We start from the raw sequence: 15,675 nt of genomic DNA on the forward strand, positions 1-15,675 counted from the left end.
GTACCAGTAAACCGTCTTGACACATCAATTTCTTATGAAGTTCAAGTTGTTGAAGGAAGTGCACCTAGTGTAGAAACTGGTACATTTACCACAATCGTACCAGCAGATACTAGAGATGCAAGTATAACGTTTGATATTGACCCTAGTATAACATCTAATTATACAGTTCAATTTACGCTTATTTCAACTAGTAATCCAGATGTTATTGTAGGGTTAGACGGTGATAACCCTATAGTTTTTGCTTTGGAAGTTTGTTATGGAGTTCTTCCTCTTGAGTGGACAGGCTCATCTTTTATTGATGGTTCTCAAGTTAATACTTTTGATATGACTCTTACACCAACAGGTAATGAAGGTGAATATGAAGTGAGTTCAGCTTGGGGTGCTAATTTTGTTGCTGAAGCAACTGGAAACCCTGCTTTTGATGGTCAGTTTATTTATGATGGTGTAATGACTCTTAATCCTGACAATACATTATCAATTGTTGGCAATGGTGATCCCGCAACATTCCCTGGCACTGTACCTGCAGGTGAAGCCACTAATGGTAATCTTTTTGACCCTTGTAACAATCAAATGTTTTATACTTTAGATCAAGGTGTATTTCAAGGAGACTTTGTTGTTGATGTGGTATTATCTCCTGCACCTTAACATAAATTTTTAGTAATATTTAATAAAAAAATCCCGCCACATGGCGGGTTTTTTTATATTTACATTATGCAAGAACAACACACCATTTTCGGAATCCACCCAATTTTAGAAGCTTTAAAAAGCAATAAACCTATAGACAAAATTCAAATTTTGAAAGGTTCTGAAAACACGCAAGAACTTTTAAACCTCGCTAATCAACTTCATATTAAAGTGAGTTTTGTGCCTCACCAGAAATTTAGAAAATACCAATCTAAAAACCACCAAGGCGTTGTGGCTTTTATAGCTCCAATCGATTTTGTTGACTTTGAATCTACTGTAGAACATGCCTTAATGAAAAATTCTGATGCTATATTTCTATTACTTGATGGTGTTACGGATGTAAGAAATTTTGGAAGTATCCTAAGAACAGCTGAGTCTTCTGGAGTTAGTGCTGTTATTGTGCCTCAACAAGGTACAGCTAGAATTAACGAAGATATGGTAAAAACCTCTGCAGGAGCTATTTTTAATATCCCAATTTGCAAAGTTAATCATTTAAAAGATGCTATATATTTTCTTCAAGCACACGAGGTTAAGCTTATTGGAGCAAGTGAAAAATCAAATCAATCTTTGTTTGATGCTAATATCATAAAGCCAGTTGCTTTGGTTATGGGTAGCGAAGGTTTTGGAATACACCATAGCATTATAAAAATGCTTGATCATACTTATTATATTCCAATGAAAGGAAAAACACAATCGCTTAATGTTGCCGTGGTCGCTGGTTTATTCCTTTATGAACTTGTTAGATAATATTTAGCTATCCCATATCGATATTTTAGATGTATTATGACTTGAGTCTTTCAAATATAATCTGTTTAGGTTAACGTGAGTTCGATTTATTGAAAGCTGTAAATCAGATGATTACATATTTTTGCCAGCAAATCTTGTCATTTCGAACGAAGAATGAGGAGAAATCTCCTCCTACTGAGATGTCTCGTCGCTCATACTTCGCTCAGTCGAAATGACAAATGATTAAATTTCTGTATTTTATATGAATATATTTTATTGGAATTTATATCGAACTTACGTTAATCTACATTATCATGCAAAAACGAATTGTTTCGTCTCAGCGTTATTTCATCATCGTCGTTATGTAATGTTGTGCGTGAGAGTTTATTTTGATTGTCTTTTGGGTCATCAAGCTCTACGCCAGCACGTTTGTATGCGGGCTGTTTTTCAATTTCATCAATGTTTTGATTTTGACTAAATCTATAGTTAAATTGTTTCATTTTTGCTCGCCGTTCTCTTGCACGGGCTTTTAACTCTGTGATAGATGCATTCAAAGGATCAATATCCTTAGGTGCTTCATCATCGATAGGTTTTTCTTGAGGTTGAGTTTTAGTTTCAAATTTGAGATTTTCATCATCTTCTTCATTCACAGAATTTTGTGTTGCATCTTCTGATTCAGAGTCTTCTAATTGATAGGTTTTTACCTTTTCGGTTGATTCAGGTTTGATTTCTTCGGGCTCATTCACTTCAATCGACCTGATGTCTTTATCTAAATCAAAAACAACTTTTTGATCTTGAGTTTCTTTTTGAGATTGATACTTATGAGATGAATTTTGTTTTTCATAAGAATTTTGTGATTCTTGATGAAATAAGTCAAAACTCAAATGTTGATTTTCACTGTCTTCACTTTTGTTATCTTCATTTTCAGTTTTATCTGTAATTTCAAAATCTTCAATCTCTAAAAATTCAGCTTCAACTTCAATATTCTCAATCTTTTCAGTGGTTTCTATTATAGGATTGCTCTCTGCTTTTTGAGTTTGATTTTTATCTTGATCATCTTCAACATCTTCAAGTCGATGAACAATTTTGGTTTGTTTTTCATGCTTATCATCTTCTAAGCCCAAAGGTTTGTTTTGAAAATCATCATTTTTTTCAGTTAAGTCAATTTCAGCTTTTTGTTCGTCCTCAAGTGTGTGAATTATTTTTTTGGTCTCAGTGTTTGTAATATCATCTTGTTGTTCAGAATTAAACCCCGTGGCAATTACTGTAACTGAAATAGCATCATCTAAGTCTTCGTCTTCGCCGACACCCATAATGATGTTGGCAGAGTTGCCCGCTTCATTTTGGATATGATCATTGATTTCACCAATCTCATCAATTGTGATTTCGTCTTTACCAGATACGATGAGCAACAACACATTTTGAGCACCTGTGATTTTGTTGTCGTTGAGTAAAGGTGAATCTAAGGCTTTTTCTATAGCCAATCTCGAGCGATTGGTTCCAGAAGCACTTGCAGATCCCATTATGGCAGTGCCACTATTGCTTAAAACCGTTTTAGCATCTCTAAGGTCAATATTTTGTGTATAGTGATGCGTAATAACTTCAGCTATACCACGAGAAGCGGTAGCTAAAACTTCATCGGCTTTTGAAAACCCAGCTTTAAAACCGAGGTTGCCGTAAACTTCTCTGAGTTTATTATTGTTGATGACGATAAGAGAATCTACATTGTCTCTTAATTTTTCTACACCAATTTGGGCTTGTTCGTTTCGGGTTTTGCCTTCAAATTGAAATGGAATGGTAACAATACCGACGGTAAGAATTTCCATTTCTCTGGCTTGTTTGGCAATCACTGGTGCAAAGACCAGTGCCTGTTCCGCCACCCATACCAGCAGTGATGAAAACCATTTTTGTGTTTTTACTCAATAAATCTTTGATGTCTTCAAAGCTTTCAACAGCAGCTTGTTCACCAATTTCTGGGTTGGCACCAGCGCCAAGTCCTTCTGTAAGGTTAACACCGAGTTGAATTTTGGTTGGAATGGGTGAATTTTCTAAAGCTTGTGCATCGGTATTGCAAATGACAAAGTCAACTCCGTTGATACCTTGTTTAAACATATGGTTAATGGCGTTTGAGCCACCACCGCCAACACCAATTACTTTGATGACATTAGATTGATTTTTGGGTAAATCAAAAGAAATGTTGCCTAATTCTTCTGTGCTCATAATATTGTATTTTATGCGTTTATTCTGCGTTATCTAAAAAATCTTTAAGTTTATCTACAAACTTTTCCATAAACGATTTTCTCGGTTTATGGATGGTTTCTTTTTGTTGTTCTGTGTTTTCTTCTGTTTGTTCGTCTTTGCTCTGAGGTTCAGTGTTCTCTTGAGTTTCTTCAGATTTATCTTTTTCGATTTGCTCTTGTTTGTTTAAGCTATTCATCACTAATCCAACAGCAGTAGCGTAAATTGGACTTGCGGTTTCTTTATTTGTATCGCCAGCGAGATGCTCATTGGGGTAACCGACTCTTGTGTCCATACCTGTGATGTATTCAACAAGTTGTTTAAGATGTTTGAGTTGTGCACCGCCACCAGTGATAACAATACCAGCAATGAGTTTTTTGCGTTTTTCTTCGTGACCGTAATTTTTGATTTCTAAGAAAACTTGCTCAATAATTTCAACCGCTCGATAATGAATGATTTTAGCGAGATTTTTAAGCGAAATTTCTTTGGGTTCACGACCGCGTAAACCAGGAATAGAAACAATTTCGTTTTCTTTATTTTCGCCAGGCCAAGCAGAGCCAAATTTGATTTTAAGCAATTCGGCTTGTTTTTCTATAATAGAACAGCCATCTTTAATATCTTCAGTAATGATATTTCCACCAAATGGAATTACTGCTGTATGACGAATAATACCATCTTTAAAAATAGCTAAATCCGTGGTGCCACCACCAATATCAATAAGTGCTACACCAGCTTCTTTTTCTTCTTGACTCAATACGGCGTTGGCAGAAGCAAGCGGTTCTAAAGTCACGCCACTAAGCTCAAAACCAGCACTTTTGATGCATCGACCAACATTTCTAATAGATGAAATTTGACCGACAACCACGTGAAAATTAGCTTCTAACCGACCGCCATACATACCGATAGGTTCTTTGATTTCGGCTTGACCGTCAACTTTGTATTCTTGTGGTAAGACGTGAATAATTTCTTCACCAGGAAGCATCACAAGTTTATGTACTTGATCACAAAGTGCATTGATGTCGTCTTCGCTGATGACTTCGTCTGCATTTTTTCTGGTAATATAATCGCTGTGTTGTAGGCTTCTGATGTGTTGTCCTGCAATGCCAACGGTGACCGCAGAAACATTTTTTCCTGAACTTTCTTCAGCTTCTTTAACAGCCAGTTGGATGGACTGAATAGTCTGCGTAATGTTATTGACCACACCACGATGAACACCTAAACTTTTGGTTTTACCCAAGCCTAATATCTCTAACTTTCCAAACTCATTTTTGCGACCAATCATAGCTACAATCTTGGTTGTGCCAATATCAAGTCCTACTGCTATATGTTCGTTTTCCATAGTTTAAGATTCAATTTTTTCGCAAACAACTTGGTTGCCGTATTGCAAGTCGATTCTTTTGTATTTGTCTAAAAGTTTATCTTTTTTAGCTTTGACATAAAACGCTTTAAAATTCATAAACTTTTTGTTGAGGTTATCTATTTTACCAATAAATATTTTAAAATTTTGCTGTCTAAAATTCAATCCAAATTGTGCATTGGGATAGGTTCTTATTTCAGTGACGTTTTGTTTTAAAAACAAGTCGTGTTGAATATATTTTAAAAGCTTAAAAACATCACTGATCTGTTGATCTTTTATACCCCAAATTATAGGAACTCTTGCAGAATAATTTGGAGATAATGGCATTTTTTTTCCGTTTGAATCAATATAATATTGTTCACTACTAATCACTCGAGCAATGGGTTTACGCTGGGTAATTTCAGTATATAGTGTGCCATCAATATTCAAAAAAACTTCCGCATTTTCTATCATTGGGTGTGCTTCAAGTTGGGTTTCTACAATATTCAAATCTAAGTGTTCTAAGCTTAATTTCTCAACGTGTTTTTTATTTTGTATTAACAATTTATTAACCGTTTTTTTATCTACAAACAGTTGATTTTCCTGTTGGTATGTAATATTTATAGCTTTGATATTCATGCTACTGTGCCGATGATTTGTAAAGCTGACCAAGAATACCATCAAGATGAGCATCAAGCTGATTTTTATGTAAATCCAATTATTTTTCATCGCTATAATAATTTTTAATGCGTTGAGCTTCAATGCCAATATCGCCAGCACCCATAAAAACTATGACTGAACATTTACTGGTTCTGATAGCATATAATATATCATTTTTTTGAATCATTGCTTTGTCTGACAGTTTTATTTTAGACAATAAATATTTTGAATTTATGCCTTCTATCGGTTCTTCTCTTGCAGGATAAATTTCCAAGAGTTTCACATCGTCAAAGCGACTGAGTTCTTGAGCAAAATCATCAGCAAAATCTTGTGTTCTTGAAAATAAATGCGGTTGAAAAATCGCCATCACTTTTTGATTTGGATGCATTTGTTTTACAGCTTGATAAACCGCTTTTATTTCGGATGGATGATGTGCGTAATCATCAATTATGGTTAAGTCTGACCGTTTGACGATATAATTAAATCTTCTTTTTACACCGTTGAAATTGGCTAAAGATTTTGCAAAACTTTCGGCTTTTTCTGGCATATAAGCTACCGACAAAGCTAATGCACTTATGGCATTAAACAAGTTGTGGTAACCTGGCATATTAAGTTGTAAATTTTTCAGATGCAGATTTGGACTTACCCAATCAAAATGATAAGCACCGTTTTTGATACTGATATTTTCAGCATAAAAGTCAGAATTTTCATTTACGCTAATCGTTTTTCCATTAAAATCCAATTGATTTTGATGATATAATTGAGCTTTATCTTTCAATTGATTTGCAAAATCTTTAAAACTTTCTTCTAGTTCTTCTTTGGTATTGTAGATGTCTAAATGATCTGCATCTATGTTGCTAATTAATGCATAATCTGGTTTTAAGTTTAAAAAAGACCGATCAAATTCATCAGCTTCAATCACGTAAACGTCATCACCATTATGAATGTAATTTGAATTATAGTTTTGTGCTATTCCACCGAGAAATGCTGTAACGGGTTGGTTATTTTCTTTAAGTAAAAATGCCAACATACTTGTAATCGTGGTTTTGCCATGTGTGCCAGCAACTGCAATGCAAGTTTTGTTAGAACTTAAATCACCCAACACCTGAGCTCTTTTAAAAATATTAAAATTATTGGTTTTAAAGAATTGAAAAACAGGATGATTTTCTTTAATAGCTGGTGTGTAAATAACAAGTGTGTCGGATTTCTTTAGATTTTTTGCCAACTTTAGGCTTTCATCGTATTCAATTTTTGCACCAAGTTTTACCAACTTATGACACATCTCGTTTGGTGTTTTGTCATATCCCAAAACTGTTTTTCTTAGTTTTATAAAATGAAAAGCCAAGGCACTCATACCAATACCGCCAATGCCGATAAAGTAAACTTGATTGATATGTGCTAAATTTAATTTCATTTGTTATTGATAATGTTTTCTACAATATCAACGATATCTTTCGTTGCATTGGGCTTAGCTAAGGTTTTTATGTTTTTTGATAAACGCTCTCTTTGTGCTTGGTTTTGAATTAAATCTTTTAAGGTTTTCTCAAATATTTGATCTAATTCTGTTTCTTCTAAACAAATAGCGGCTTGATGTTTGGCGACAGATTGTGCATTTTTAAATTGATGATTTTCTGCAACATTAGGCGATGGAATAAAAATGACGGGTTTACCCACTAAACTCAATTCGCTTACTGAGCCAGCACCAGCACGAGAAATAATGATGTCTGATGCGGCATAAGCGGCTTGCATATATTCTATGTATTTTAATATTTTAATGTTCTCGTTTGCTAAATTTTTATAGTCTTCAAAATAAAAAGCTCCACATTGCCACAATAAATTGCAGTTGAGTTGCTCGATTAGCTCTAAATGCTTTGCGATGGTTTTGTTAGGAATTGACGCACCCAAACTACCACCAATCACCAATAAGGTTTGCTTGTCAGGGTTTAAATTAAATTCAGAAAGTGCTTCTTCTTTTGAGAGTTTATTGTCAATTAAGTCTTGTCTAACAGGATTGCCTGTCCAAGTGATTTTGTCTTTTGGGAAGTAACGATCCATATTGTCATAAGCCACACAAATGGCATTAGCTTGTTTGGCGACCCATTTATTAGTTACGCCTGCATAAGAATTTTGTTCCTGAATCAAAGTTGGATAATTCATCATATTCGCCATTTTTAACAACGGTGCACTTGCAAAACCACCTGTGCCAATAACAATGTCAGGTTGATGTTTTTTGATAATTTGTCTTGCTTTTATCAAGCTAAACAACAGCTTAATAGGAAACAGTAAATTTGATAATGTCAATTTTCTTTGAATTCCGCTAATCCACAAGCCAATAATTTTAAAACCTGCTTTTGGTACTTTTTGCATTTCCATACGGTCTTTAGCACCAACAAACAAAATATCAGCATTGGGCTGTCTGTTTTTTATTTCTTGAGCAATCGCAATTGCTGGGTAAATATGACCGCCAGTTCCACCGCCTGATATGATTATTTTCCAAGGTTTCATAAAGTTTGACTCAATACATCTAATGGGTTTTCTTGTTCTTCGTTTTCTTTATATTTTAATTCTTTTTCACTGTAATCTTCGTTTGATTTTGAACTTACACTTAAAATAATTCCGATGCCTACACAAGTCATCCAAATTGAAGAACCACCGCTACTGATTAGAGGCAAAGTTTGTCCAGTTACAGGAAATAAATTCACCGCAACTCCAATATTGATAAAGGCTTGAAATATAATGGGTAAACCCACTCTGCAATGAGAAGTTTGGCGTAAACGGAATCTCTTTTCGTGAAAATAATGGCGATTCTTAACAAAATAAACAGGTAGAGCAGAAGCACAAAAAAACCACCGATTAAGCCAGTTTCTTCAATGATAATAGCATAAATAAAATCTGAAGACGACTGTGGTAAAAAATTTCTCTGTACACTTTTGCCAACGCCTTTTCCTGTTAAACCGCCTGTTGCAATAGCAATTTTAGCTTTTTCAACTTGATATTGTTCTTGTTGTTCATCGTCAGAAACAAAACTTTCTATTCTACTTGTCCACGTATCAACACGGTTTGGAAGTAAACCAGGAAAAGCCATTGATGTTAAAATAAATAAACTAACAATAATTAGAGTGCTACCAAGAATATAACCACAATACTTTATAGGATAACCGCCTAAATACGCCAGAAGCATAACCATACAAAATATGATAGCCGCCGTTGAAAAGTTGGCTGGAAATATCAAACCAACAACTGTTAAAACGGGCACCCAAAGTGGCCAAATGGTTTCTTTAAAAGTTACCTGTTTGTTGGCTATTTTTGATAAATATCTCGCTACATAAACCATCAGCACAACAGCAAGAAAGTTTGATGTTTGAAAACTCATATTAAACACAGGAATAGTTATCCAACGGCTGGCGTAAGCACCATTGATGGTTGTGCCTTGAAACAGGGTAAAAATCAATAAAACAATAGTAAACGGAAGTAGTAAAATAGAAATTCCCCTGAAATATTTATAAGGAATTTTATGCACCGCAAATATGATAACAAACCCCATAAACAAATGCACAAAATGTTTGATAAGATAACTTATGGTGTTGCCATTACCACCATTAAGGTAAGCTAAATTGCTACTTGCACTATATACAGGAATAAATGAAAACACAGCCAACAAAGCCACTATAGCCCAAATGGCTTTATCACCACTCAAATTGTTATTAAAAAAATGGACTAAAGAATTTTTCATTGGATTTATAGGTTTTGCACGGCTTCTTTAAATTGTCTTCCACGATCTTCATAATTGTCAAATAAATCAAAACTGGCACAAGCTGGCGACAGCAAAACCGTATCATCAGCTTTGGCAAGATGATAGGCTATTTTGACACATTCTTGCATAGATTGCGTTTCGTAAATTTCATCTACACAAGATTTGAAAGCTTTAATAATTTTTTGGTTGTCAACGCCAAGACAGATGATGGCTTTGACTTTTTCATTGACCAAAGGCAATAAATCTTCATAAACATTGCCTTTGTCAACACCACCAACAATCCAAATTACGTCTGAAGTTGCGGAGTCCAAAGCATAAAATGTGGCGTTAATATTTGTCGCTTTAGAATCATTGATATAGTTGACATTATTGATTTTTAAAACGTGTTCCAAACGATGTTCTACACCTTGAAAAGTTTCTAATTTTTCTCTGATGGTTTCCTTCCTGATTTTGAGTAAATGAGCAACGGTAGAAGCTACCATTGCATTTTTAGTATTCTGTTTTCCTTCGACTTGTAGAGCGGTTATTGGCATAATATGTATTTTTTTATTGAGGTTTATAATAATTTCGTTGTCTTTGAGATAGGTTCCATATTTCAATTCTTTTTCAGTTGAAATAGGAATACAGGTTGCGTTTACAGGGTGATTTTTAAGCCAATTGCAGAGGTGATTTTCATCGGCATTGTAGATTAAAAAATCATCGGGTTGTTGATTTTTGGCTATTCTAAATTTTGAAGCTGTATATGAATCAAAGTTATTTTGGTAACGGTCTAAGTGATCAGGCGTTATTGATGTTATAATGGCAATATGCGGTCTAAAATTTTCTATACCATCTAACTGAAAACTACTGATTTCTAAAACATAATGTTTAGCCTCTTTTTCAGCGACGGATTTAGCAAAGCTCAACCCAATATTTCCAGCCAAATCCACTTCTTTAAGTTCATCTTCTAATAAATGATACAACATATAGGCAACTGTTGTTTTGCCGTTTGAACCCGTGATACCAATGATATTGGCTTTGGTATGCTGGAAAGCAAATTCAATTTCTGAAATTATAGGAATTTGTTTTTCTTTGAGCTGTTTTACAATTTGAGCGTCATCGGGAATACCTGGACTTTTTACTATTAAATCGGCATCAGCAAGTCTGTTTAAACTGTGTTGGTGTTCTTCAAACTCAATATTGAGATTTTTTAAGGTTTCAATATTAGATGCAGAAATCTTTTGTGAATCACTTAAAAATACGTTGTATTGTTTTTTCGATGCCAAAATAGCAAGACCAAGACCACTTTTTCCACTTCCTAAAATTGCTATGTTTTGCATTATCTCACTTTTAGGGTTATGATTGATATGACAGCTAAAAGAATGCCTATAATCCAAAATCTCACCACAATTTTACTTTCGTGAAATCCTTTCTTTTGAAAATGATGGTGTAAAGGCGACATCAGAAAAATGCGTTTGCCTTCTCCTAATTTTTTCTTGGTATATTTAAACCAACCCACTTGCATTACGACAGAAAAATTTTCGACCAGAAAAATTCCACATAGTATGGGTAATAAAAGTTCTTTTCTTGTGGCTATGGCGATTACAGCAATAATTCCGCCAATCGTTAAACTTCCCGTATCGCCCATAAATACTTGAGCGGGAAATGTATTATACCATAAAAATCCAATTAATGCACCTGTGAAAGTCGCGATAAAAATGGTCATTTCGCCAGATCTAGGGATGTTCATTACGTTTAAATAATCAGAGAAAATAACGTTGCCTGAAACCCAAGCAAAAATGCCAAGAGTCAAAACTATAATAGCTGAAGAGCCTGCAGCAAGTCCATCGATGCCATCGGTAAGGTTGGCACCATTTGATACTGCGGTAACTATAAAAATGACAATAGGTATAAAAATTAACCAAGCGTAAGGTGCTAAATCTTCACTGATCCAAGTGATGATTTTAGAATAATCAAGTTCATTATTTTTTAAAAAAGGAATAGTCGTGGTGGTTGATTTTTCTTCATCTGCAATTTCTATGATTTGATTGGTCTCAGGATTGAGTTGAATGTTATTTCTCACCGTAATATCATTGTGAAAATACATGGTTAAACCTACAATGATGCCGAGTCCCACTTGACCGAATACTTTGAATTTACCTTTTAAGCCTTTTTTGTCTTTTTTAAATACCTTGATGTAATCGTCTAAAAAACCAATACTGCCCATCCATAAGGTGGTGATAATTAATAGAATAATATAAATATTACTTAAATCTGTAAATAGCAAAACAGGAATCAAGGTTGAAAAAATGATAATCAAACCACCCATAGTTGGTGTTCCCGCTTTTTGAGTTTGACCGTCAAGACCTAAGTCTCTGATGCTTTCTCCAACTTGTTGTTTTTGTAAAAAATTAATGATGCGTTTACCAAAAATCAATGAAATCAAAAGCGATAAAATGGTGGCTATAGCGACTCTAAACGATAAATATTGATATAAACCTGCTCCAGAAAAATCATATAAACTATCGAGATATTTTAGTAAATGATATAGCATAGTTATTTTTTAAAGCGGTTTAAATAATATTTCACAATTTCCATATCATCAAAATCTTTTCGCTTTCCTTTTATTTCCTGATAGGTTTCGTGTCCTTTTCCAGCAATGAGAATAATGTCATTGGGTTTGGCTATTTTGCAAGCGGTTTTTATGGCTTCTTTTCTGTTGGTGATGCTCAATATTTTTTGTTGATGTTGAGGTTCAACTCCTTTTTCAATATCATTGATGATTTCGTCGGGATCTTCGTCTCTCGGATTATCACTTGTAAATATGACTTGGTCACTGTATTTTGCAGCAATTTGACCCATTTTTGGGCGTTTGGTTTTGTCTCTATTGCCACCGCAACCTACTACGGTAATTAGAGTTTCGTTTTTGGTTCGTATGCTATTAATGGTTTCTAAAACATTCTTTAGTGCATCAGGTGTGTGGGCATAATCTACAATGGCTGAAATATCTTCAGATTGACTTTTGAAATGTTCAAAACGACCTTCAACAGGTTGTAGTTGACTTAAAAATTTTAGACTTTCTAACTCATCTAATTTAAACAGATTGGCGACAGCATAAACAGCAAGTAGATTATAGGCATTAAATTCGCCAATGACTTTTGTCCATACATCTTGATCATTGATTTTAAGATGTAAACCACTAAAACTATTTTCAATAATTTTGGCTTTATAATCAGCGTAGGATTTTAAGGCATATGTGTAGGTTTTTGCTTTACAATTCTGTATCATAAATTCTCCATTTTTGTCATCACTATTAGTAATGGCAAAAGCCGATTTTTTGAGTTGGTCAAACAGGCGTTTTTTTACATCTCTATAAGCTTCAAATGTTTTGTGATAATCGAGATGATCGTGAGACAAGTTAGTGAAAATAGCAAGATCAAAATCTAAACTTAGACTGCGTTTCTGTTCAATACCGTGCGAACTTACTTCCATAAAAACATATTCTATACCAGCTTCATACATTTGGTGGATGTATTGGTTTATGGTAATAGAATCTGGTGTAGTCAATCGGGTTGGAAATTCTTCGTCATTAATAAGAATTCTAACGGTTGATATCAAACCTACAGAATAACCTAATTTTAGAAACAATTGATAGAGTAAAGTAGAAACTGTAGTTTTACCATTGGTTCCTGTTACGCCAATCAGCTTGAGTTTTGAAGATGGATTATCAAAAAAGTTAGAAGCCATATAGGCTAAAGCTTCACGGGAATCTTTCACTTTTATATAAGTAACACCATTGATTTTAAGCTCTGGAAATTCTTCGCAAACCACAGCGATAGCTCCTTGGTCAACGGCATTTTTGATATAGTGGTGTCCATCTGAATGCGTACCTTTGATGGCGACAAAAATATCGTTTAAGCCCACCTTTCTAGAATCAAAATGTAAGTTGATAAAAGATTGATTAGTAGAACCTTCAACGGCTTCTAAACTGACTTTATACAATATGTCTTTTAATGTATTCAACCTAATATGAGTTTTACGTTTTGATTCTTTTTTATTTTTTGCCCTTTGGCAATAGACTGTCTTAACACTTTTCCTTCACCGACAAATTGAACATTCAATCCTAGATTTTCTATCACCGCTATGGCATCCATTAGTGGCATTCCTTTTAGATTTGGCATAGTATTGATGTGTTCTTCTGCTTTGGCAATGGTTTTATGAACCATCAATTCATCTTGAAGCAACTGGATGCTATCTGCTGTGATTTCATCTTTTATCGGTGTTTTGGTATAAATTTTTTCGGCAATTTCTGCAAAAACAGGAGCGACAACTTGGCTACCGTAAAACCCGATTTTTGTATCAGGCTTATGAACTGTTACAATACAAGAATATTTAGGATTATCAGCTGGAAAATAACCCGCAAAGGAGGCGATATATCTGCCATTTTCAATCCAATATTCAGTTTGGCAAGTGCCGGTTTTTCCTGCCATAGAAAAGTTTTGGTTATAAATGTTTTTAGCTGTTCCTTTTTCCACCGTTTGCTTTAGTAAATCTTGAAGTATTTTTGCTGTTTCTTTTGAGCAAACACTGTTTTGTATGATAGGTTTGTCATAATTTTTTATATTCTCACCCTTGTTCATCACTTTTTTAATGAATCTGGGTTTTATTCTTATGCCATCATTTGCAATAGCATTGTAAAAACTTAAGATTTGTAAAGGCGTCATAGACACGCCATAACCAAAAGACATCCAGGGCAGAGTAGTGCCATACCAGTTTTTATCATCAGGATGTGGAATAGATGGTTGACCTTCGCCTTTAATTTCAAGACCAATTTTTTTATTCAATCCCATATTGATCAATCGATCGACAAACCTTTCAGGATTATTTTTATAATTATCATTTATAATTTGAGAAAATGCTGTGTTAGATGAGACTTTTAAAGCATCACCCACAGAGATTTTTCCATAGCCACCTCTTCTTGAATCTTTTATAGTTCGATTATAAAATTTAATAACTCCATTTTTAGTATCAACTACGGTAGAAGTATCGACTACCTTATCTTCTAGAGCTACAGCAAGGCTCATTAATTTAAAAGTTGACCCAGGTTCATGGCTTTCCCACACAGCATAATTTCTTTTTTCAAAATAAGTGTTGTTTTTGGTTCGACCTAAATTAGAAATCGCTTTGATTTCACTTGTTTTGGTTTCCATAACAATCACGCTACCGTGGTCGGCTTTGAATTTTTCGAGTTGTCTCAATAAAGCATGATGCACAATATCTTGAATGTTGACATCAATGGTAGAAACCACATCTAAACCATCTTCAGGCTCAATACTATTTCCATCATTAAGCGGTTTCCATTGACCTTTAGATATTTTTTGTTTGAACTGTCTTCCTTTTCTGCCTTTAAGGTATTCATCAAAAGCCCCTTCAAGACCAACGTTGTTATAGCCAACAGTTCGTCGACCAACTTTGCCCATAGGATGCACTCTTTCAATACTTTGCTCGGCAATAAAACCACCTTTGTATGGACCTAATTTGAAAAGTGGAAAAGTTTTAAATTGTTGATATTCACTGTAGTCCAGATTGTTGGCTATGAGCAGATAACGATTTTTTTGTTTTCTGGCATTGAGAAGTTTGTTTTTGTAGTAAGAAACAGGTAAATCTGAAAAATCTGAAAGCGCTTTTGAAAGTGATATGAGATTTTTATCAAAGTCTTTTTCAGACACTGTAACGGCATCAAATCTAATCTCGTAAACCGGGACAGAGGTTGCCAATAAATTCAAATTGGTATCGTAAAGATTACCGCGATTAGGCTCGATGATAAAGCTTTTGTATACACTTTGATTGGCGATAGATTTATAATGCTCGCCGTCAATGATTTGAATTTGAATAATTTTATAAACGATTATGCCAGTAAATAAAACCAGCATTACCAGGATGACATAAAATCGTTTAAGAATGTTTTTTTGTGCTATCATTCTGATTTTGATTTTACAATGATTTCGAAAGGTGGTTCTTCAGAAAGTTTAATACCTCTTTTGGTCATAATTTTGGTAACGTTTGACTCCATTTTGAGTTGCATCACATCTTTTTTGGTATCGACAAACTCGCTTCTAAGAGCTTTCATTTTGGTTTTGAGTTCAGCAATCTTATAGACTTTTCGATCTGCACTGTGAGAGCTGGCAATCATAACAAGTGCTAGCACGGCACAAAACAAGATAAAGCTCCAATTTTTAAACGCACCGTCTTGAATTAAAAACTTGCCTTTTATGATATCAATTGCACCTTTGCTCAT

Annotated in this window: 11 protein-coding genes and 2 pseudogenes; 2 read left to right on the forward strand and 11 right to left on the reverse strand. The window is 34.4% G+C overall.

What is annotated here, in order from left to right:
- Positions 1-243: 243 nt before the first annotated feature.
- Together IGB25_RS13770 and rlmB are read left to right on the forward strand one after the other, a co-directional pair.
- Positions 244-645: a hypothetical protein gene (locus IGB25_RS13770; RefSeq protein WP_211065489.1), complete on the forward strand. Its 402-nt coding sequence runs from the start codon at positions 244-246 to the stop codon at positions 643-645.
- A gap of 66 nt (positions 646-711) precedes the next feature.
- Positions 712-1,431 carry a 23S rRNA (guanosine(2251)-2'-O)-methyltransferase RlmB gene (gene rlmB, locus IGB25_RS13775; protein ID WP_211065490.1) on the forward strand — a complete coding sequence of 240 codons (720 nt, stop codon included), beginning with the start codon at positions 712-714 and terminating at the stop codon, positions 1,429-1,431.
- Between the two features lie 278 nt (positions 1,432-1,709).
- Here the strand turns inward: rlmB and ftsZ are convergent.
- The 11 genes and pseudogenes from ftsZ to IGB25_RS13830 all read right to left on the reverse strand — a co-directional run bounded on the left by ftsZ (position 1,710) and on the right by IGB25_RS13830 (position 15,675).
- Positions 1,710-3,630, reverse strand: a pseudogene (gene ftsZ, locus IGB25_RS13780) (cell division protein FtsZ).
- A gap of 19 nt (positions 3,631-3,649) precedes the next feature.
- The gene (gene ftsA / locus IGB25_RS13785) at positions 3,650-4,987 is read right to left on the reverse strand and encodes a cell division protein FtsA (RefSeq protein ID WP_211065491.1); all 1,338 of its coding nucleotides are present in this window, start codon (positions 4,985-4,987) and stop codon (positions 3,650-3,652) included.
- A 3-nt stretch (positions 4,988-4,990) separates the two neighbouring features.
- Positions 4,991-5,713 (reverse strand): cell division protein FtsQ/DivIB, encoded by a 723-nt coding sequence (locus tag IGB25_RS13790; RefSeq protein ID WP_211065492.1) that lies wholly within the window; start codon positions 5,711-5,713, stop codon positions 4,991-4,993.
- On the reverse strand, positions 5,703-7,058 hold the full coding sequence (gene murC, locus IGB25_RS13795; RefSeq protein WP_211065493.1) for a UDP-N-acetylmuramate--L-alanine ligase: 1,356 nt from the start codon (positions 7,056-7,058) through the stop codon (positions 5,703-5,705). Before murC ends, IGB25_RS13790 begins: the two co-directional genes overlap by 11 nt.
- Positions 7,055-8,149 carry an undecaprenyldiphospho-muramoylpentapeptide beta-N-acetylglucosaminyltransferase gene (murG, locus tag IGB25_RS13800; protein ID WP_211065494.1) on the reverse strand — a complete coding sequence of 365 codons (1,095 nt, stop codon included), beginning with the start codon at positions 8,147-8,149 and terminating at the stop codon, positions 7,055-7,057. The genes murC and murG overlap by 4 nt, the downstream gene beginning before the upstream one ends.
- Positions 8,146-9,377: pseudogene (locus IGB25_RS13805) on the reverse strand (FtsW/RodA/SpoVE family cell cycle protein). Before IGB25_RS13805 ends, murG begins: the two are co-directional and overlap by 4 nt.
- Before the next feature lie 5 nt (positions 9,378-9,382).
- Positions 9,383-10,717, reverse strand: coding sequence for a UDP-N-acetylmuramoyl-L-alanine--D-glutamate ligase (murD, locus tag IGB25_RS13810; RefSeq protein WP_211065495.1), 1,335 nt, complete (start codon positions 10,715-10,717; stop codon positions 9,383-9,385).
- Positions 10,717-11,931, reverse strand: a complete 1,215-nt coding sequence (gene mraY / locus IGB25_RS13815; RefSeq protein WP_211065496.1) for a phospho-N-acetylmuramoyl-pentapeptide-transferase — start codon at positions 11,929-11,931, stop codon at positions 10,717-10,719. The genes murD and mraY overlap by 1 nt, the downstream gene beginning before the upstream one ends.
- 2 nt (positions 11,932-11,933) lie before the next feature.
- The gene (locus tag IGB25_RS13820; RefSeq protein WP_211065497.1) at positions 11,934-13,400 is read right to left on the reverse strand and encodes a UDP-N-acetylmuramoyl-L-alanyl-D-glutamate--2,6-diaminopimelate ligase; all 1,467 of its coding nucleotides are present in this window, start codon (positions 13,398-13,400) and stop codon (positions 11,934-11,936) included.
- Positions 13,397-15,358: a penicillin-binding protein gene (locus tag IGB25_RS13825; protein WP_211065498.1), complete on the reverse strand. Its 1,962-nt coding sequence runs from the start codon at positions 15,356-15,358 to the stop codon at positions 13,397-13,399. The genes IGB25_RS13820 and IGB25_RS13825 overlap by 4 nt, the downstream gene beginning before the upstream one ends.
- Entirely contained in the window at positions 15,355-15,675 is a 321-nt protein-coding gene (locus IGB25_RS13830) for an FtsL-like putative cell division protein (protein WP_211065499.1), read from the reverse strand. The genes IGB25_RS13825 and IGB25_RS13830 overlap by 4 nt, the downstream gene beginning before the upstream one ends.

The sequence above is a fragment of the Flavobacterium sp. CS20 genome, from assembly GCF_018080005.1.
In the GTDB taxonomy this organism is placed as follows: Bacteria; Bacteroidota; Bacteroidia; order Flavobacteriales; family Flavobacteriaceae; genus Psychroflexus.